This window comes from Burkholderia sp. Bp9140 (genome assembly GCF_003853425.1).
GTDB lineage: Bacteria > Pseudomonadota > Gammaproteobacteria > Burkholderiales > Burkholderiaceae > Burkholderia.
In genome coordinates this window covers 182,952-201,746 of sequence record NZ_QTPQ01000002.1, presented here as the reverse complement: position 1 = coordinate 201,746, position 18,795 = coordinate 182,952, and the positions used below count along the sequence as shown (strand labels likewise).

Here is an 18,795-nt window from a genome sequence, read left to right as displayed (position 1 = left end):
ACATCGGGATGACCGACGAAAGAATGAACCGCGACGCCGTTGCCACTGAAGGCACGACGATCGGCGTCGACGATTGCTGGAACCGGATCGGCACGCACGGCGACCGCTCCTGCGAGCGGCTGGCCGACTGCCTGCGCTGCCTGAACTGCCCGGTCTACGCGTATCACGCGGCGAAACTGCTCGAACGCCCGCTCGGCGTCGCGGAGATGGCCGACGCCACGCAGCGCATCAGTGCGTTCGATGCGACCCGCGTGCACGGCGACGACGATACGCGCCAGGCGGCGCTGGCGTTTCGCGTCGCCGACGAATGGCTCGCGCTGCCGATCGGCGTGCTGCGCGAGATCGCCGGCACGCGTCCGATCCATTCGCTGCCGCATCGCCGCCAGTCGGCCGTGCGCGGCGTGGTCAACATTCGCGGCACGCTGCGCATCGCGATCTCGATCGGCGCGCTGCTCGGCCTCGATGCGGGCAAGGGCGGCAGCCGCAGTGCGGACGGCCGCTTCACGCGGCTGCTGGTCGCCGCGCACCAGGGCGAGCCGGTGGTGTTCCCGGTCGACGAAGTCGAGGGCGTGCTGCGCTTCGGCGCATCCGAATGGGTGCCCGTGCCGGCGACGGTCGGGCGCGCAAGCGGCGGCCTGTCGCGCGGCGTGCTGTCATGGCGCGGCAAGTCGGTGGGCCTGCTCGACGACGATCGGCTGTTCGATGCCGTCACACGGAGCATGCGATGAGCGGCGATGACGACCTGAGTCACCTGTCGCTGCTCGAGCTGTATCGCGAGGAGACGCGCACGCAGACCCAGGCGCTGTCCGAACGCCTGCTCGCGCTCGAATCGGGCGAGCCCGACTCCGTCGCGCTCGAGGCGTGCATGCGCGCCGCGCATTCGCTGAAGGGGGCCGCGCGCATCGTCGGCGTGCCGCTCGGCATCGACATCGCGGGGCGGATGGAAGAATGCTTCGTCGCCGCGCAGGCCGGCACCATCGCACTGACGGCCACGCATGTCGACGTGCTGCTCGCCGGCGTCGACCTGCTGGTGCGGGTCGCCGATCCGCAGGCGCAGCCCGTCTCGTCGGTGGAGATCGACGCGTTCGCGCTGGCGCTGACGGGCGCCGACGGCACGCACGCGATGCCGGCACGGGCCTTCGCGCCGCCGCCGTTCGCCGTGCCGTTTCGCGATCACGACGGTGCGGCGAACGAGCCCGTGGGGACCGGTGCCGCGGTGCCGCCGCTCGCCGTGTCGGCTGCCGTGCCCGATCCGGTCCCGGCCGGACGCGCGGCCAGCGCGGGCGCGATGCGCCGCGTGCGGGCCGATACGCTGAACCGGCTGCTGAGCCTGTCCGGCGAGTCGCTCGTCGAATCGCGCTGGCTCAAGCCGTTCGCGGAATCGATGCTGCGCGTGAAGCGCGCGCAGCGCGATGCGGCCCGCTCGCTCGATCTGTTGTACGAACAGTTCGCCGACGATCTCGATGCGGGCGTGCTCGCGTCGGTGAACGAAGTGCGGCACATGCTCAACGACCTGCAGCGTTCGCTCGCCGAGCGCATGGACGAATTCGACCGCTTCGAGCGCCGCAGCACGCATATCGCCGAGCAGCTGTACGACGAGGCGCTGCAGTGCCGGATGCGGCCGTTCGGCGACGCGACGCGCGCGTATCCGCGCATCGTCCGCGATCTCGCGCGCTCGCTCGGCAAGCAGGTACGCTTCTCGATCGTCGGCGAAGGCACGCAGGTCGACCGCGACATCCTCGACCTGCTCGACGCGCCGCTCGGCCATCTGCTGCGCAACGCGATCGATCACGGCGTCGAATCGCCCGATGCGCGCCGCGCACGCGGCAAGCCGGCCGAGGCGGGCGTCACGCTCGAAGCGCGCCACAGCGCCGGCTCGCTGCTCGTCAGCGTGATCGACGACGGGCCGGGCGTCGACATGGACGCGCTGCGCGCGGCGGTCGTGCGCCAGCGCCTGACCGACGACGAGACGGCCGCGCGGCTGTCCGATCCCGAGCTGCTCGAATTCCTGCTGCTGCCGGGCTTCTCGATGCGCGACGCCGTGACCGACGTGTCGGGGCGCGGCGTCGGCCTCGATGCGGTGCAGGAGATGGTGCGCGGCGTGCGCGGGGCAGTGCGCATCTTCAACGAGCCCGGCGCGGGCATGCGCTTCGTGCTGCAGCTGCCGCTCACGCTGTCGGTGATCCGCAGCCTGCTGGTCGAGGTCGGCGGCGAGCCGTACGCGTTTCCGCTCGCGCACGTGCGCCGCACGCTCGAACTCGCGCACGACGACATCGACGTGCTCGAGGGCCAGCCGCATTTTCCGTTCGACGGCCGGCGTGCGGGCCTCGTCGCCGCGCATCAGCTGCTCGATGCAGGCGAGCCCGACGTCGCGCGGGCGAGCACGGCGGTGGTGGTCGTCGGCGGCGAGCCCGAGCTGTACGGCGTCGCCGTCGACCGTTTCCTCGGCGAACGGATGCTCGTCGTGCAGCCGCTCGACAGCCGCCTGAACAAGATCCAGAACATCGCGGCCGGTGCGTTGCTCGAGAACGGCGACCCGGTGCTGATCGTCGATGTCGAGGACCTGATCCGCTCGGTCGACAAGCTCGTGCGCGGCGGCCAGCTCGCGAAGCTCGCGCGCGATCCGCAGCTCGCGCTCGCCGACCGGCGCCGCCGCGTGCTCGTCGTCGACGATTCGCTGACGGTGCGCGAGCTCGAACGCAAGCTGCTGGAAAAGCGCGGCTACGACGTGACCGTCGCGGTCGACGGGATGGACGGCTGGAATGCGGTGCGCAGCGACGCGTTCGACCTGGTCGTCACCGATGTCGACATGCCGCGCATGGACGGGATCGAGCTCGTCACGCTGATCAAGGGCGACCCGATGCTCAAGCGCGTGCCGGTGATGATCGTGTCGTACAAGGATCGCGACGAGGATCGCCGGCGCGGGCTCGATGCCGGCGCCGACTACTACCTCGCGAAGAGCAGTTTCCACGACGAGGCGCTGCTCGATGCGGTGCACGACCTGATCGGAGAGGCGCGCGGATGAACATCGGCATCGTCAACGATCTGCCGCTCGCCGTCGAGGCGCTGCGCCGCGTGATCGCGCTGCGCACCGATCATCGCGTGCTGTGGGTCGCGACCGACGGCGACGAGGCGGTGGACTTCTGCGTCGCGCATCCGCCCGACCTCGTGCTGATGGATCTCGTGATGCCGAAGCTCGACGGCGTGGCCGCGACGCGGCAGATCATGGCGCGCGCCCCGTGCGCGATCCTGATCGTGACCGCGAGCGTCAGCGCGAACACGTCGTCGGTCTACGAGGCGATGGGCGCCGGCGCGCTCGACGCGGTCGACACGCCGACGCTCGCGCTCGGCCTGCCGTCGGACGCGGCGCCGCAGCCGCTACTCGCGAAGATCGACCAGATCGGCCGGCTGCTCGAAAGCCGGGCCGCGACGCCCGTGCAGCCCGTGCCGGTGCCTGCGCGCGGCGAGCCGACGCTGATCGCGATCGGCGCGTCGGCGGGCGGGCCGACCGCGCTCACTGCGCTGCTGCGCGCGCTGCCGGCCGATTTTCCGGCCGCGCTCGTGATCGTGCAGCACGTCGACCAGGCGTTCGCGCTCGGCATGGCGGAGTGGCTCGACGGCTATACGCGGCTGCCCGTGCGCGTCGCCCGGCAGGGCAGCGTGCCGCAGGCGGGCGAGGTGCTGCTCGCGGCGACCAACGATCACCTGTGCCTGTCGCCGCGCGGCGTGCTCGGCTATACGCGCCATCCGGCCGAGACGCCGTATCGGCCGTCGATCGACGTGTTCTTCAACAGTGTCGCCGACGGCTGGCGGGGCGACGCGCTCGGCGTGCTGCTGACGGGGATGGGCCGCGACGGCGCGCTGGGGCTGAAGGCGATGCGTGCGAAGGGCTGCTACACGATCGCGCAGGACGAAGCGACGAGCGCCGTCTACGGAATGCCGAAGGCGGCCGCGGCGATCGGCGCGGCGTCCGCGATCCTGCCGCTCGACCGGATCGCGCCCCAGCTGATCTCGCGCGTGACGCGCATGCCGCTCGACTGACGGTGCGCAGCGGCCCGGCCGGGCCGCATTGCACGCGACGGGCGGCGTCGCGTACAATTGCCGCCTGCGGAGATGGCATGCCTCCCTGCGGTCGATCGCGGCGCCTCGCGCACGGTTCGGCCCTCAACCGCCGGTTTGCCCGGCTGATGATGCCTGCGTGTTCCTGGGTCGTCAGGAGGTCGCAGGCCGTCCACGCGGTATTCTGCCGCCCAGGTTTTGATGTCCCGTCGAATCTGGAAATCATGTTTTTCTCGACTTCTGCCGATTTTTTCGCGACCGTGCGCTACGTATGCCGCTGGCTCGCGCTCTCGGCCTTGCTCGGCGCGCTGGCCGGCACGGCGTCCGCGCTGTTCCTGATCGCGCTCGACTGGGCGACCGGCACGCGCGTCGCGCATCCGTGGCTGCTGTGGGGGCTGCCGGCCGCCGGCTTCGCGACCGGCTGGGTCTATCACCGGTTCGGTCAGTCGGTCGCGCGCGGCAACAACCTGCTGATCGACGAGATTCACGACCCGAAGGCGCTCGTGCCGAAGCGGATGGCGCCGCTCGTGCTCGTCGCGACCGTCGTCACGCACCTGTTCGGCGGGTCGGCCGGCCGCGAGGGGACGGCCGTGCAGATGGGCGGCGCGCTCGCCGATCGCGTCACGCACCTGTTCCGGCTCGATCGCGAGCACCGGCGCGTGCTGCTGATGGGCGGCATCGCGGCCGGGTTCTCGTCGGTGTTCGGTACGCCGCTCGCGGGCGCCGTGTTCGGGCTCGAGGTGCTCGCGATCGGCCGCGTGCGGTACGACGCGCTGCTGACCTGCGTCGCGTCGGCGATCGTCGCGGATGTCGTGTGCCGTGCGTGGGGCGTGCATCACACCGTTTATGCGATTCCGTTCGTGCCGGTCGTGTCGGCGACGGCGCTGGCCGCGACGGTCGTCGCGGGTGTCGCGTTCGGCGTCGTCGGCCGGCTGTTCGCGTTCGCGACGCATGCGCTGACCGCGTGGTTCCGGCGCGTCGTCCGCCATGCGCCGCTGCAGCCGGTGCTCGGTGGCGCGATGGTGGCCGTGGCGGCAACCGTGCTGAACGTGCCGCAGTATCTCGGTCTCGGGATTCCGACGATCGAGGCCGCGTTTCACGGGCCGCTGCCGGCTTACGATTTCGCGGGCAAGTTCGCGTTTACCGTCGTCACGCTCGCGTCGGGATTCAAGGGCGGCGAAGTGACGCCGCTGTTCTACATCGGTGCGACGCTCGGCAACGCGCTGGGCCAGGTGCTTGCGCTGCCGGTGCCGGTGCTCGCGGGGCTCGGCTTCGTCGCGGTGTTCGCGGGTGCGGCCAACACGCCGATCGCGTCGACGATCATGGCGATCGAACTGTTCGGCGCGGATGTCGGCGTGTATGCGATCGTCGCCTGCGTGGTCGCCTATCTGTTTTCAGGGCACGCGGGGATTTATCGGTCGCAGCGGGTGGCGGTGGGGAAGGGGGCGCAGGTGGAGGCGGAGTGACGTCGGCGTGCGGGGCGGCCGGCCAGGGCGTGTCGACCCGAACCGATACCCGGTGATCCCGCCGATCACCGGGAACAGGGGGGCCGTTACTGCTTCGGCAGCCGCGCGACGTTGCGGGCGAGCAGTTCCTCGATATCGATGCCCTTTTCCGCCAGCAACGCCGTCACGACGCCGGTCAATTCCCCGAGCGTTTCCTTGACCGACTCCCGGATCGTATCCACGACGACCTGGGTGCTGCGCTCGATCTCGATATTGACCTTGTCGTTGCCGCCCTTCGCATCGAAGGTGGTGGCGCGGCGCGTTTCGGGAATCAGCCAGACTTCGAACCAGCCTTCGTCGCGATTGACGTCCGACACGGTGAGGCTGCAGCCGTTGATCGCGATATAACCCTTGCCGAACACATAGCGTTTGAAGTCGGCCGGCACACCGATGCGGATCATCCGGTTGTGTTCGGACGTCGCGACGTGCAGGATGGTCCCCATGAAGTCGACGTGGCCGGACAGCGGATGGCCGCCGATTTCCGCACCGTCCTTCGCGGCCCGCTCGACGTTGACTCGCGCACCGGTCGTCAGGTCGGCCAGCGTGGTGATTCGCAGGCTCGGCAGCATCACGTCGAAGTCGACCAGCACCGGGGAGTGGAGGGTCGTCACCGTCAGGCAGACGCCGTCGACCGACACGCTCGCGCCGATCTCGATGTCGGCGGTGAACCGGTCGGGGAATTCGATGCTGAACGTTCTCAGTTCGCCGTGATCCTTGATGGCCTTGATGACGCCAACGCCCTGAACAATGCCTGTAAACATGATCTGCCTTTTGTCGCGAATTGCCTGGCCGGTATGATAAGTGATCCGGGGAACCCCCATCGCGAACAGGGTCGCGGCGCGGCGGCATCCACCGAAGCCGCGGTAACGAAAACAGGTCGTGCACCGGCACGGCCTCGATTCAAACCCGATCAAGGACGTGACCCGACGGCAACCACCTCGCCATCGGGCCACACAGGCCTGCCTGCTTCAAGCCTCCGCCGGCTCCCCCAGCGGCCCGGCATCACCATCCGCCATGCGCCGCGGCGAATCGATCAAGCCCTTCGCCAGCTCGAGCGCCTGCCGCTCGAACAGCCGGCGATAGATCCCGCCGTCGATGCGGATCAGCGCGTCGTGGCTGCCTTCCTCGATCACCTTGCCGCGATCGAGCACGAGCAGGCGGTCGAGCGCGCGCACCGTCGACAGCCGGTGCGCGACGACGAGCGTCGTGCGGCCGACCATCAGCCGCTCCATCGCCTGCTGGATCAGCACCTCGCTTTCGCTGTCGAGGCTCGACGTCGCTTCGTCGAGGATCAGGATCGGCGCGTCCGCGAGGAACGCACGCGCGATCGCGACGCGCTGGCGTTCGCCGCCCGACAGCTTGATGCCGCGCTCGCCGACGAGCGTGTCATAGCCGTCCGGCAGCGCGACGATGAAGTCGTGCGCGCTGGCCAGACGCGCGGCGCGCTCGATCTCCGCGCGGCTCGCGCCGGGGCGCGCATACGCGATGTTCTCCGCGAGCGTGCGATGGAACAGCACGGGCTCCTGCTGGACGATCGCGATCTGGCTGCGCAGCGAATCCTGCCGTACCTGCGCGATGTCCTGGCCGTCGATGGTGATGCGGCCGCCCGACACGTCGTACAGGCGCTGGATCAGCTTGATGAACGTCGTCTTGCCCGACCCGGAATGACCGACGAGACCCACGCGCTCGCCGGGTGCGATGCGCATCGAGAAGTCGTCATACAGCGGCACCGGATGATTGCCGTAGCGGAACGTCACGTGTTCGAAGCGGATCTCGCCTTGCCCGATCCGGATCGCCGGCGCGCCGGGACGATCGTCGATGCCGAGCGGCTGGCGCTCGAGCGCGACGAGTTCTTCCATGTCGTTGACCGAGCGCTGCAGGTTGCGGATGTGCATGCCGACGTCGCGCAGGTAGCCCTGCAGCATGAAGAACATCGTCAGCGAGAACGCGATGTCGCCGACGCTCGCCTCGTCGTTCGCCCATAGCCGCAGCGCGACGCCGATCATCGCCGCCTGCATCGCGACGAGCATCGCACCCTGCAGCCCGCCGTTGAACGTGCCGCGCACCCACGTGCGGCGCGTGCGCTGACGCCACTTGCCGATCACGCGCGCGAGTCGCGCTTCCTCGCGCGTTTCCGCGCCGAACGCCTTGACGACCGCGTTGCAGCTCACGGCGTCGGCGAGTGCGCCGCCCATGCGCGTGTCCCACAGGTTGCCGAGCCGCGCGGCCGGCGCGACGATGCCGAGCGACACGGCGACCGTCACCGAGATGTACAGCAGCGAACCCGCGCCGACGACGAGCCCCATCACCGGCCAGTGCGTGCCGAGCAGCACGGTTGCGCCGACGAGCATCGTGACCGACGGCAGCAGCGCGATCAGCACCGTGTCGTTCAGCAGGTCGAGCGCCCAGATCCCGCGCGTGATCTTGCGCACGGTCGACCCCGCGAAGCTGTTCGCGTGCCAGTCGGTCGAGAAGCGCTGCACGCGATGGAACGACGCGGCGGCGATCTCGCTCATCATTTTCAGCGTGAGCGTGATGATGTTCAGGTAGACGCCTTGCCGCAGCAGCGTCGCGCCGATCCCGAGCGCGGCCAGCGTGCCGAATGCGGTGACGGCCGCATGCCACGCGGCGGCACGGTCGGTCAGGCCGGCCGACAGCGCATCGACGAGGCGCCCGGCGAACAGCGGCGTGAGCACGTCGGCGAGCGCGCCGAGCAGCGCCAATGCCGCGATCGCCGCGATGCGCACCGGCTGCCTGCGCCAGTAGCGGAACGTGAAGCCGAAGACGGCCTGGAATGCCTGGCCGCCCGAATGGGTGGTTTTTTGGGTCATGTATCGTTGCCCGGCGCATCGCGCGACGGGACTTTCCGGTTCGGAGAACGTCGAAAACGCAACAGCCGGGCCGCACGGACGACGCGGGCGAAACGAAACGGGCTGTCGGGAAAATGCGCGGGCTGGCGGGTTAGCGGAGCACCCGGGGGCTGGCGCGGACGACGGGCTGGGTCAGCCGCGTCGTGGGACCACGTTCGGGAAGGTTGCTGGCATTCGGAACATCTGCACCTCCCTGAAGTGAACGGTTGAAAGGACGCCGAAAAGACGTGAAGGGATTTTATCAGCAGTGCCGGACCCGCCGCAATGTCTGACGAATGCGGCGTTGCAGCGTCGATGCGGTTAGTATTCGGGATTCCGGCCCTTCTTTCGTGCACGTCTCGCGGTGCGGTGCCGCACGAGGCGGCGCCGTGCATCGATTACACTCTGCGGTTGCGCGCCGGCCGCTGCGGCCCCGCGGATTCACCACGATACATTCCTGAGGAAACGATGAGCGACGTTCAGCAAGGCATCCTGGCTCCGATCGACACGGCGGCCCGATACCTCACTTTCACGATTTCGAACAACGGCAATGTCGCGGCGGCGCTGACGGCATTGCGCGAGCTCGTCGATGGGCGCGACACGGTCGCCGGCTTCGGACAGGCGCTGGCCGCGCACCTCGGGCACCCGGTCCCGGGCCTCGCCGAATATCCGGCGTTCGCCGTGAACGACCGCACGCTGCCGATCACGCCGGCCGACGTCTGGATCTGGCTGCGCGGCGACGATCGCGGCGATCTCGTGCTGCGCGCGCGGGCGATCGAGCGGGCGCTCGCGCCGGCATTCGCGCTGCAGGACGCGGTCGACGGGTTCCGCTATTCGAGCGATCGCGACCTGTCGGGTTACGAGGACGGCACCGAGAACCCGACCGGCGACGACGCGCTGGCCGCGGCGATCGTCACGGGGCAGGGCGCGGGGCTCGACGGTTCGAGCTTCGTCGCGGTTCAGCAATGGCTGCACGACTTCGACCAGATGGAGCGCATTGCGTCGGGCGACATGGATCACATCATCGGCCGCCGCCGCTCGGACAACGAGGAACTCGATGACGCACCCGAGTCCGCGCACGTGAAGCGCACCGCGCAGGAGAGCTTCGAGCCGGAGGCATTCATGCTGCGCCGTTCGTCGCCGTGGTCCGATGCGCGCCGCGCGGGGCTCTACTTCGTCGCGTTCGGTGGTTCGTTCCGCGCGTTCGACGTGCAGATGCGCCGGATGAGCGGCGCGGACGACGGCATCGTCGACGGCCTGTTCCGCTTCACGCGGCCGCTGACGGGCGCGTATTTCTGGTGTCCGCCGGTGAAGGACGGCAAGCTGGACCTGTCCGCGCTCGGACTGTAAGCGCCTGCGACCTCGGCAAACGGGCGGGCCGCGCATCGTGCGCGGCCCGCCCGTTTTGCTTGTCGCGCGTCGATTGCGTGCGGCGCGGTGCGGCGCGGTGCGTTTCTCGCCCGGCCCCGCGCGCCCGGCACGTCGCGCGTCAGTTCAGCGTCGTTTCGATGCGCGTGCCGCGCTTGATGAACAGCGTCACCGGCGTCTTCTCGCAGATTTCCGCGAGACGCTGGCGCTGCGCGTCGTCGAGCGGACCATCGAGCGTGACGACGCGGCGCACGTATTGCTGACCTTCGCGATCGGCATGCAGTTCGGTGCGCACGTCGATGCGCACAGCCGGCCACGTCTTGCGCTGCATATACATGCGCAGCGTCGCGGCCGTGCATTGCGCGAGGCCGGCCAGCACGAACTCGAACGGCGCCGGCCCGAGGCCCTGGCCGCCTTCGCGCGGCGCTTCGTCGCCGGTCAGCGCGTGCGTGCCGGCCTGCAGCTGGACGACGTAGTCGGGCGCGTCGGCGGCGAGGGTGGCGGCAGCGTGGATGAGCGGCATGGCAAGTCTCCGGTAAGCGGGAAAGAGGGGGCGCGACGATGCGCGGCGTGCGAGCCGCCAGCATACCGTCCTGGCGGAAACCGCGGGCGCCGTGAGCGTCGACGCGGCTCGACGGGATCAGCCGGCGACGCCGGCAGCCCGGCGCACGAGCGTGGCGACGCGTTCGCGTACCCACTGGTGCGCTCGGTCGGTCTCGCGCGATTCGTGCCAGTACGCGAGCAGCGGAAACGGCTTGAGCCGCAACGGCAGTGGCTGCACGACGACCGGCAGCAACGCCGCCATGCGCAGCGCATACGTGCGCGGCAGCGTCAGCAGCAGGTCGCCCGCCGCCGCGATCTGGCAGGCGGCGAAGTAATGCTGGCACACGAGCTGGATGTGCCGCAAGCGCCCGTCGTTGCCGAGCAGCACGTCGAGCGATTGCGGTTCGCCGAGCGACGACACCGCGATATGCCGCGCGGCGAAGTAGTCGCCGCGCCGCAGCGGACCGCTCGTCAGCGGATGATCGCGCCGCATCGCGATGACGAGCGAATCGTCGAGCAGGTGTTCGGTCGCGATGCGCGGGCCGGTTTGCACGCGTCGATCGACGGCGAGATCGAGATTGCCCGACGCGAGTTCGCGTTCGATGTCGTGCACCGCGACGCGGCGGCTCACGAATCGCAGCCCCGGCGCTTCGTCGGCGAACGCGGCGACGATCTGCGGCAGCGCGATCGATTCGAGCACGTCGCGAATGCCGACCGCGACGCTCAGGTCGAGCGTCGCCGGGTCGAATGCCGACGGGTCGCGCGCGGTGCGCTGCAGGCCGGCGAGGTGAAGCTGCACGTCCGCGATGATCGCGCGCGTGCGCTCGGTCGGCACGACGCGGTTGCCCTGGCGGACGAACAGCGGATCGTCGAAATGCGCGCGCAGCCGGTTGAGCGCATGCGTGACGGCCGGCTGCGTCAGGTGCAGCGCGCGGGCGGCCGCGCCGATGCCGCCGTGCACGTAGACGGCGTCGAGCACGCGGAACAGGTTCAGGTCGAGACGATGATCGGCGGGCACGGACGAAGTCGGCGTGGTGGGCGGTGGAGCGATTCTAATGGATGGGCGGACGACGGAACGCCGGGCGTGCGTTCGTGCGTTCGCAGCGGTGTTGCCGCCGGTGTTGCCGCGAACCTCGCGAGTATCGGGCATGCCGCGCGCGGTGCGGGCCCGCACGTTGAAGGCGCGTTTCGGCACGGCATGCGATCGGCCGGTGACAGCCTGTAGTAATCCGCCATCATGCTGTCACTGTCAGCCATTTCTCGCCAAAGACAGAACCCGTTCGGCTAAGATGCCGTCGCTTCACATTTCGAGATAGCCGTCCTGTCGCACGTGTTCAAACCAAATATAAGCCTGACAGTTCGACGGTATTAGAAGAAGTCGAAACAGTCCGGGGGCTTGGCCAGTGGAAGCAGCAGATCAGAGGTGGGTCGTTGTCTATTTGAGTACGGGGTTTTCTTTGGCCCAGGCCGCGCGTCTCGGCGAGGCCTTCAACCTGGCGAATCGCCTGCACGCGTTCAGTGCCGATTACCAGCTGAAGTACGTATCCGAAAGCGGGGGATTGCTGCAGTCGTCGTCCGGCGTGAGGATTGCCGCCGAGGCGCTCGGCGACGAGCACGGCCATCGTGCGCTCGCGTTCTTTCATCTTCACGGTGACCGCGCGTCGGTCAACTGGAGCGATGCGTTGCGGCGGCGCCTGACCGACATTCGCCGGCATGCGCGGTGGATCGTCGATGCGATGGACCTGCCGACGCTCGCGGCGTCGCAGCGGCAGACGGATGCCGGGCACCCGCGAACGGAGCGCGCCCGCCGTGCGGCGGCAACGATCGAACTGCAGGCCGGCGAGGCCGACGTGTTCGCGGCCGTGCTCGACATGTTCCGCGCCGATCTCGGCGACAGCGCCGCGCAGGAGATCGCCAGCAACCTGATGCGGCCGGTGGAGCAACGCTACGCGCAGTCGATGTGGGCGTTTCGCGAGCTGAGCGCGAGCCCGTCGATCCGGATGTCGGCGCAGCGCCTGCGCGCGCAGAGCGCGAACCGCATTTCGATCGCGGAGGTCGCGCGGACGGCCTCGATGAGCGAGCGCAATTTCCTGCGGCGCTTCAAGAAGGAAGTCGGCGTGACGCCGACCGAGTTCGTGCAGCACGTGCGGCTCGAGCGTGCCTGCCATATGCTGATCCACACGACGCTGCCGGCCGACAAGGTCGCGCGGCGCACGGGCTTCGGCAGCGGCGAGCGTCTGGCGAAGCTGTTTCGCCAGCGCCTCCTGGTGTCGCCGACCGAGTTTCGCGTCGCCGAGCGTGAGCGGATCCTGGCGAACGGCGACGGGGCGCCCGACCCGCAGCCTGCGCCCAGGCCCGCGAAAGCCGGCGGCGAGCGGGCAAGCCGGGGGGCGCGCACCGACGCGCGGGAGAAAGCGGGGCGGATGACCGTAAAATCACCGTGTCGCGATCACGATCCCCGCTTTCCATGCCCCTGCTCCCCACTACCGCCACCGCCCCCTTCTGCCCGTCGGAAGTAAAGGGCAGCATCACGATCGACGCCGGCGCATCGCGCTGGATGAAGCTCAAGCGCTTCTTCGGCCCGGGCCTGCTGGTCGCGATCGGCTATATGGATCCCGGCAACTGGGCCACCGACCTCCAGGCCGGCTCGCAATTCGGCTATTCGCTGCTGTGGGTCGTCGCGTTCTCGAGCCTCGCCGCGATCTTCCTGCAGATGCTCGCAGCGCGGCTCGGCCTCGTCGCGGGCAAGGATCTCGCGCAGGCCAGCTACGACCGTTATGGCCGCTTCGGCCGCGTCGTGCAGTGGGTGACCGCCGAGGTGTCGATCATCGCGTGCGACATCGCCGAAGTGCTCGGCTGCGCGCTCGCGTTCAAGCTGCTGCTCGGCGTGCCGCTCGCGTGGGGGATCGTGCTGACCGCGTTCGACACGGTGATCGTCCTCGGGCTGCAGGGCAAGGGCGTCCGGCAGATCGAGGCGATCGTGCTCGGGCTGATCGCGACGATGGCGTTCTGCTTCGTCGCGCAGGTCGCGATCACGCCGCCCGACTGGCATGCGGTCGCGAAGGGGCTCGTGCCGGGCGACCCCGGCCACGACCGCAATGACGCGATCGTGCTCGCGCTCGGCATCGTCGGCGCGACGATCATGCCGCACAACCTGTATCTGCATTCGTCGGTCGTGCAGACGCGCCGTGTCGTCGGCGGCGCGCGCGGCCTGGTCCGCGACACGCTCGCGCTGGTGCGGATCGATACCTGCGTGTCGCTGTTCGTCGCGATGCTCGTCAATGCGGCGATCCTGGTCGTTGCAGGCGCGGCGTTCCATGCGACCGGCCAGCACGGCGTCACCGACATCGAACAGGCGTACCGGCTGATCACGCCGATCGCGGGCGGCGCGGCCGCGCTGCTGTTCGGCATCGCGCTGCTCGCGTCCGGGCAGAGCTCGACGCTGACCGGCACGATCGCGGGCCAGGTAATCATGGACGGCTTCCTGCATACGAAGATCCCGTGCTACCAGCGCCGGCTGATCACGCGCGGGCTCGCGCTGGTGCCCGCGCTGATCGGCGTGCTGTGGCTCGGCGAAAATTCGGTCGGCCAACTGCTCGTCTGGAGCCAGGTGCTGTTGAGCCTGCAACTGCCGTTCGCGATGTGGCCGCTGATCCGGTCGGTCAGCGATCGCAACACGATGGGCGAGCATGCGATCGGCCGCAAGATGCAGGTCGCCGCATGGGCGCTGTTCGTCGTCATCACCGGCACGAACCTGCTGTTGATCACCGGTGTCGCGGGCTGATACAGCCTGTCACAGGCTGAAACAGGCGCGCGGCGCGCTTGCGTTAAACTTCCGCCTTTCGCTAGCCGTCCGACGTTCGTTATGTGGAGTGAAATCAGCAACCTCGGCGACGCCGCGCTGACCCTGCCGGTTGCGCTGACCTGCGCAGTCTGGCTCGCGCTGTCCAACTGGCGGCTCGCGGTGCGCTGGATCGTGCTGCTCGCGGCCGGCATGAGCCTGGTCGGGGCCACCAAGATCCTCTATGCGGGTTGCGGTGTCGAGATCCCGCAGTTCGATTTCCGCGTGATCAGCGGTCATGCGATGCTGTCGACGTCCGTATGGACCGTCACGCTGTCGATGCTGTGGCAGGCGTTCCGTCCGGGCAAGGCGCCGGGCGTGGCGGCCGGTCTCGCCGTCGGCGCGGTGACGGCCGTCGCGCGCGTGTTCGACCATTCGCACACGATTCCCGAAGTCGTCGTCGGCTGGCTGCTCGGTGCGCTGGTCGCGCTGATGTTCCTGCGCGCCTATGGCCACGCGCACAAGCGCTCGTTCTCGCCGCGCATCGCGGCCGTCTGCCTGCTCCTCGTGTCCGGTATCGCGTACGGTCATCGCGCGCCGTTCCAGCAGATGATCGATACGCATTCCCCGCAGTTCTGCGCGTTCATGCGCGCGTCCGGCGACGGGTTCTGACGGCTGTCGATTCCGGCGCGTCGCCGCCCGGGTGCCGGAGCGTCGCCGCCGCGGCGGCTGCCCGTGCCGGATTCCTCGTTCCATTCGTTCCCTGTCATTGGCAAAAGCCGGCGCCTGGTCTTCATTGAACCGAAATCCGCGGTGATCGGCCGCGCCATATCGTTCCATCCCGCCGGCCGCGGACGCGAAGGTCATGAGCCACGCCTATGACCGGGCATTACGAATATTCATTTCATCGATTGGCGGCAATCGCGTACGCTGGCGTTCGTTCGATCGGGGGCGGCAGCGGTCGCATACCCGGTTTGTCCGGCACGGTGCGGCCGGCTCGCTATACTCGCGCAAACCGCGCGGCCGTCGGCCGGCGCACGGCAACCGTCGTCGCGGCACCGGTCCGCCATGACGATTCACGACAGGAGCAGGTCCCATGACAGTCATTTCCTCGCGCCTCGCAGGCAAGTGCGCGTACATCACGGGCGCCGCCGGCGGCCTCGGCCGCGCGATCGCGCGCCGGATGGTCGAGCAAGGCGCGCGCGTGTTCCTGACCGACATCGCCGACGCGGCGGTGCTCGGCACCTTCGCGCACGAACTCAATGCGGGGCACGCGGCGCCGGTCGCGTTCGCGGCCACGCAGGACGTGCGCGACGAGGCGCGCTGGCAGGCGCTGCTCGCGCAGGCGAACGAAGCGATGGGCGGCTTGTCGGTGCTCGTCAACAACGCGGGCGTCGGGTCGATCGGCGCGCCCGCGCAGATCGAGATCGACGAGTGGCGGCGCGTGATGGCGATCAACGTCGAGAGCATCGTGCTCGGCTGCAAGCATGCGCTGCCGTACCTCGGCGCGAGCCGTCCGGCGTCGATCATCAACATCTCGTCGGTGGCCGCGTTCAAGGTCGAGCCGGATTTCGCCGCGTACAACGCGTCGAAGGCCGCGGTCGCGTCGCTGACGAAGTCGGTCGCGATCGATTGCGCGCGCCGCGAGCTCGACGTGCGCTGCAACTCGATTCACCCGGCGTTCATTCGCACGGGGATCGTCGAGCCGTTGTTCCAGTCGCTCGGCGAACGCGATGCGACGCGCAAGCTCGCGCGCGGCATTCCGCTGCGCCGGCTCGGCGAGCCGGACGACGTCGCGCATGCGGCCGTCTATCTGGCGTCCGACGAAAGCCGCTTCGTGACGGCCGCCGAACTCGTGATCGACGGCGGCATGCGCGCGGTCTGACGCGCATCGAAAACAACACCTGGAGGAGAACATCGTGTCGTCACTCGTGAACCGCCAACTGTTGCTGAAGACGCGCCCCGAAGGACGGGTCGGCCGCGAACACTTTTCGCTCGTCGAAACGCCGGTGCCGGCGCTCGCCGACGGCGAAGTGCTCGTGCGCGTGCTGTATCTGTCGATGGATCCGACCAACCGCGTGTGGATGAGCGACGTGCCGCAATACCTGCCGCCCGTCGCGATCGGCGAGGTGATGCGCGCGCTCGGCATCGGGCGCGTGGTCGCGTCGCGCCATGCGGGTTTCGCGCAAGGCGATCTCGTGCAGGGGCTCGTCGGCTGGCAGGACCATGCGGTCGTCGCCGCCGACCAGGCCGCGCAGCTCGTGAAGCTGCCCGCGCAGTCGGGCCTGCCGCTGCCGACGCTGCTCGGCGCGTGCGGGATGAGCGGGCTGACCGCGTACTACGGGCTGACCGACATCGCGCCGGTGCAGCCGGGCGAGACGCTCGTCGTGTCGGCGGCGGCCGGGTCGGTGGGCTCGATCGCCGGCCAGATCGGCAAGATCCACGGCGCGCGGGTGGTGGGCATCGCGGGCGGCGCGGACAAATGCCGCTACCTGACCGAGACGCTCGGCTTCGACGCGGCCGTCGACTACAAGGCCGACGATTTCCGTCAGCAGCTGAAGGCGGCGACGCCGGACGGCGTGCACGTGAACTTCGAGAACGTCGGCGGCGAGGTGATGCGCGCGGTGCTGTCGCGGATGGTGATCGGCGGGCGCGTCGCGCTGTGCGGCGTGATCTCGAACTACAACAGCGGCCGCGCGGCGGACGATGTCGGCGTGCTGATCTCGAAGCGGATCACGATGCGCGGCTTCCTGATCCTCGACTACCGCAAGAGCCGCGAAGCGGTGCAGACGCTCGCCGGATGGCTGCGCGACGGCCACCTCAAGGCCGAGGAAACCGTGGCCGACGGGCTCGAAAACGCCCCCGACGTGCTCAATCGCCTGTTCGACGGCGATCATCGCGGCAAGCTCGTGCTGCGTGTCGATCCCGACGCGTGAGCGGCAGCGCGCGCACGCGTTGAGTTCGAAGAGGCGGACATCGATTTAGGACTTGTCCCATATATTGTTCCGGTTGCTCTCCTTAAAGTAACTGCAGGCAAACGGCGGCGTGACATGCGCGTCACGCCGCCGTTTTTGTTTGCGCGGCGAGAAGGGAGGCGGAACATGCGAACGAAGGCAACGCAGGCAGCATCGGCGGTGGTGCGCGATCGCACGATGCGGCGCGTGTGCGACAGGCTGCGGATCGTCGCGACGGGGATCGGCATCGCGTGCGCGATGTCGGGCGCCGGCGCGGCCGGGCACGCGAACGCGGACGGCATCGTGCGATTCGCCGGTGCGCTCGTCGATCTGTACGACGTGACGTTCGAGGCGCCGTCGATTGAAGCGGCAGGCAGCGCGACGGCAGCGACGCTACGGTTCGATGCGCACGGCCGGCGCTTGCCGGGCGCGCAGGTGGCGCTCGTGGGGCTGGACGGCCGGCCGCTTGCGCAGTCCGCGGGAGCGGACGTTCGCGCAACGTGGCGCGATGCACGCGACGATCGAAGCGTGCCGCTCGTATCGGGCCGCGCGCATCGCATCGGGCCGTATGGCGGCGTGATGACGATAGCAGGGCCGGACATGAAAACGGGCGCCGTGGCGCCCGTCGTGATCAAGGTCCGTCATCCGTGACGCGCTGCGTCATTCCCCTTGTTCGGCGCGCGCGTAGATGTCCCAGCTCGCCATGAACAGTGCGGCGACGAGCGGCCCGATCACGAAGCCGTTGATCCCGAACAGCGCCATCCCGCCAAGCGTCGAGATCAGCACGACCCAGTCGGGCATCTTCGTGTCCTTGCCGACGAGGATCGGGCGCAGCAGGTTGTCGACGAGGCCGATCACGCCGACGCAGAACGCGACGAGGATCACGCATTTCCAGATCGCGCCGGTCGCGAGGAAGTAGAGCGCGGCGGGCACCCATACGAGGCTCGCGCCGATCGCCGGCAGCAGCGACAGGAACGCCATCAGCGCGCCCCACAGCACGACGCCCTCGATCCCGAGGATCCAGAAGATAAGGCCGCCGAGCGCGCCCTGCACGAGCGCGACCGCGATGTTGCCTTTCACGGTGGCGCGCACGACCGTCGTGAACTTCGCGAGCAGCAGGTTCTTGTGCTCTTCGTCGAGCGGTATCGCACGGCGCACGCGGCGGCCGATTTCGCCGCCGTCGCGCAGCAGGAAGAACACCATATACAGCATCACGCCGAAGCTGACGATGAACTGGAACGTGTTCTGGCCGATGTTGAGGGCCTGCGCCGCCGCGAACTGGCTGATCTGCGCGGCGCCGTCGGTCAGCTTCTTCTGGATGCCGGGGATGTTGGTCAACCCGTATTTCTGCAGCAGGTTCTGGATCGACGTCGGCAGCGCATGAATGATGTCATGGAAGTACTGCGAATAATTCGGCTGCGCGCTCTTCAGTTCCTGGTACACATACGCGATTTCCTGCACCAGCGTCGCCGCGACGAACACGAGCGGCAGGATCACGATCAGGACGATCAGCGACATCGTCACGAGCGCGGCGAGATTGCGCCGCTTGCCGAAGCGCGCGGCGAGCCAGCGCTGCACCGGCTGGAACAGGATCGCGAGAATGGTGCCCCAGAAGACGGCGCCGGAGAACGGCGCGAGTATCCAGCACAGTCCGACGGTGACCGCGAACAGCAGGAAGTAAAAGAATTTTTGGTGATCGTGTCCGCTATCCATGGATGGTTCGCGCAGATTGATGC

The 18,795-nt window shown here is 68.9% G+C and carries 16 protein-coding genes and 1 riboswitch; of the genes, 11 read left to right on the top strand and 5 right to left on the bottom strand.

Translation table 11 applies throughout. The annotated features are described in order from the left end of the window. Positions 1-23 precede the first annotated feature (23 nt). The 4 genes from DIE21_RS02535 (at position 24) to DIE21_RS02520 (ending at position 5,525) form a co-directional block, all read left to right on the top strand. On the top strand, positions 24-728 hold the full coding sequence (locus DIE21_RS02535; RefSeq protein WP_124495953.1) for a chemotaxis protein CheW: 705 nt from the start codon (positions 24-26) through the stop codon (positions 726-728). Then, positions 725-3,025 carry a hybrid sensor histidine kinase/response regulator gene (locus DIE21_RS02530; RefSeq protein ID WP_124495714.1) on the top strand — a complete coding sequence of 767 codons (2,301 nt, stop codon included), beginning with the start codon at positions 725-727 and terminating at the stop codon, positions 3,023-3,025. Before DIE21_RS02535 ends, DIE21_RS02530 begins: the two co-directional genes overlap by 4 nt. After that, positions 3,022-4,041 carry a chemotaxis response regulator protein-glutamate methylesterase gene (locus DIE21_RS02525; protein WP_124495712.1) on the top strand — a complete coding sequence of 340 codons (1,020 nt, stop codon included), beginning with the start codon at positions 3,022-3,024 and terminating at the stop codon, positions 4,039-4,041. Before DIE21_RS02530 ends, DIE21_RS02525 begins: the two co-directional genes overlap by 4 nt. 59 nt (positions 4,042-4,100) lie before the next feature. After that, positions 4,101-4,204: riboswitch (Fluoride riboswitch) on the top strand. 79 nt (positions 4,205-4,283) lie between these two features. Continuing rightward, positions 4,284-5,525, top strand: coding sequence for a voltage-gated chloride channel family protein (locus DIE21_RS02520; RefSeq protein ID WP_124495710.1), 1,242 nt, complete (start codon positions 4,284-4,286; stop codon positions 5,523-5,525). 86 nt (positions 5,526-5,611) lie between these two features. On the opposite strand, the gene DIE21_RS02515 is transcribed toward DIE21_RS02520, so the two are convergent. Together DIE21_RS02515 and DIE21_RS02510 are read right to left on the bottom strand one after the other, a co-directional pair. Further along, the gene (locus tag DIE21_RS02515) at positions 5,612-6,325 is read right to left on the bottom strand and encodes a riboflavin synthase subunit alpha (RefSeq protein ID WP_124495709.1); all 714 of its coding nucleotides are present in this window, start codon (positions 6,323-6,325) and stop codon (positions 5,612-5,614) included. 207 nt (positions 6,326-6,532) lie between these two features. Next, positions 6,533-8,395 carry an ABC transporter ATP-binding protein gene (locus tag DIE21_RS02510; protein ID WP_124495707.1) on the bottom strand — a complete coding sequence of 621 codons (1,863 nt, stop codon included), beginning with the start codon at positions 8,393-8,395 and terminating at the stop codon, positions 6,533-6,535. A gap of 486 nt (positions 8,396-8,881) precedes the next feature. Between DIE21_RS02510 and DIE21_RS02500 the strand changes: the two genes are divergently transcribed. Next, positions 8,882-9,763, top strand: a complete 882-nt coding sequence (locus tag DIE21_RS02500) for a Dyp-type peroxidase (protein ID WP_124495705.1) — start codon at positions 8,882-8,884, stop codon at positions 9,761-9,763. 139 nt (positions 9,764-9,902) lie between these two features. Here the strand turns inward: DIE21_RS02500 and DIE21_RS02495 are convergent, their stop codons facing one another. Together DIE21_RS02495 and DIE21_RS02490 are read right to left on the bottom strand one after the other, a co-directional pair. Continuing rightward, a complete protein-coding gene (locus DIE21_RS02495; protein ID WP_059466564.1) occupies positions 9,903-10,304 on the bottom strand; it encodes an OsmC family protein in 402 nt (133 codons plus the stop codon). 117 nt (positions 10,305-10,421) lie between these two features. Beyond that, the gene (locus DIE21_RS02490) at positions 10,422-11,342 is read right to left on the bottom strand and encodes a LysR family transcriptional regulator (RefSeq protein WP_124495703.1); all 921 of its coding nucleotides are present in this window, start codon (positions 11,340-11,342) and stop codon (positions 10,422-10,424) included. A 439-nt stretch (positions 11,343-11,781) separates the two neighbouring features. On the opposite strand from DIE21_RS02490, the gene DIE21_RS02485 reads away from it, so the two are divergent. The 6 genes from DIE21_RS02485 to DIE21_RS02455 all read left to right on the top strand — a co-directional run bounded on the left by DIE21_RS02485 (position 11,782) and on the right by DIE21_RS02455 (position 17,710). Next, entirely contained in the window at positions 11,782-12,843 is a 1,062-nt protein-coding gene (locus DIE21_RS02485; protein WP_124495701.1) for a helix-turn-helix domain-containing protein, read from the top strand. Then, on the top strand, positions 12,792-14,108 hold the full coding sequence (locus tag DIE21_RS02480) for an Nramp family divalent metal transporter (protein ID WP_124495699.1): 1,317 nt from the start codon (positions 12,792-12,794) through the stop codon (positions 14,106-14,108). Before DIE21_RS02485 ends, DIE21_RS02480 begins: the two co-directional genes overlap by 52 nt. Before the next feature lie 81 nt (positions 14,109-14,189). Next, positions 14,190-14,777 (top strand): phosphatase PAP2 family protein, encoded by a 588-nt coding sequence (locus tag DIE21_RS02475; protein ID WP_124495697.1) that lies wholly within the window; start codon positions 14,190-14,192, stop codon positions 14,775-14,777. Between the two features lie 424 nt (positions 14,778-15,201). Continuing rightward, a complete protein-coding gene (locus DIE21_RS02465) occupies positions 15,202-15,990 on the top strand; it encodes an SDR family oxidoreductase (protein ID WP_124495693.1) in 789 nt (262 codons plus the stop codon). 34 nt (positions 15,991-16,024) lie between these two features. Further along, positions 16,025-17,041 (top strand): NADP-dependent oxidoreductase, encoded by a 1,017-nt coding sequence (locus DIE21_RS02460; RefSeq protein WP_124495691.1) that lies wholly within the window; start codon positions 16,025-16,027, stop codon positions 17,039-17,041. Between the two features lie 165 nt (positions 17,042-17,206). Beyond that, the gene (locus DIE21_RS02455; protein WP_124495689.1) at positions 17,207-17,710 is read left to right on the top strand and encodes a thioesterase; all 504 of its coding nucleotides are present in this window, start codon (positions 17,207-17,209) and stop codon (positions 17,708-17,710) included. Between the two features lie 9 nt (positions 17,711-17,719). On the opposite strand, the gene DIE21_RS02450 is transcribed toward DIE21_RS02455, so the two are convergent. Next, positions 17,720-18,772, bottom strand: a complete 1,053-nt coding sequence (locus tag DIE21_RS02450; RefSeq protein ID WP_124495687.1) for an AI-2E family transporter — start codon at positions 18,770-18,772, stop codon at positions 17,720-17,722. Positions 18,773-18,795: the final 23 nt, after the last annotated feature.

Excerpts from the sequence above, each read along its gene's own strand:
- DIE21_RS02525 (WP_124495712.1), top strand. The coding sequence starts at position 3,022 with ATGAACATCGGCATCGTCAACGATCTGCCGCTCGCCGTCGAGGCGCTG.
- DIE21_RS02530 (WP_124495714.1), top strand. The coding sequence starts at position 725 with ATGAGCGGCGATGACGACCTGAGTCACCTGTCGCTGCTCGAGCTGTAT.
- DIE21_RS02510 (WP_124495707.1), bottom strand. The coding sequence starts at position 8,395 with ATGACCCAAAAAACCACCCATTCGGGCGGCCAGGCATTCCAGGCCGTC.
- DIE21_RS02455 (WP_124495689.1), top strand. The coding sequence starts at position 17,207 with ATGCGAACGAAGGCAACGCAGGCAGCATCGGCGGTGGTGCGCGATCGC.
- DIE21_RS02495 (WP_059466564.1), bottom strand. The coding sequence starts at position 10,304 with ATGCCGCTCATCCACGCTGCCGCCACCCTCGCCGCCGACGCGCCCGAC.
- DIE21_RS02535 (WP_124495953.1), top strand. The coding sequence starts at position 24 with ATGAACCGCGACGCCGTTGCCACTGAAGGCACGACGATCGGCGTCGAC.
- DIE21_RS02450 (WP_124495687.1), bottom strand. The coding sequence starts at position 18,772 with ATGGATAGCGGACACGATCACCAAAAATTCTTTTACTTCCTGCTGTTC.
- DIE21_RS02500 (WP_124495705.1), top strand. The coding sequence starts at position 8,882 with ATGAGCGACGTTCAGCAAGGCATCCTGGCTCCGATCGACACGGCGGCC.
- DIE21_RS02480 (WP_124495699.1), top strand. The coding sequence starts at position 12,792 with ATGCCCCTGCTCCCCACTACCGCCACCGCCCCCTTCTGCCCGTCGGAA.
- DIE21_RS02465 (WP_124495693.1), top strand. The coding sequence starts at position 15,202 with ATGACAGTCATTTCCTCGCGCCTCGCAGGCAAGTGCGCGTACATCACG.
- DIE21_RS02515 (WP_124495709.1), bottom strand. The coding sequence starts at position 6,325 with ATGTTTACAGGCATTGTTCAGGGCGTTGGCGTCATCAAGGCCATCAAG.
- DIE21_RS02520 (WP_124495710.1), top strand. The coding sequence starts at position 4,284 with ATGTTTTTCTCGACTTCTGCCGATTTTTTCGCGACCGTGCGCTACGTA.
- DIE21_RS02475 (WP_124495697.1), top strand. The coding sequence starts at position 14,190 with ATGTGGAGTGAAATCAGCAACCTCGGCGACGCCGCGCTGACCCTGCCG.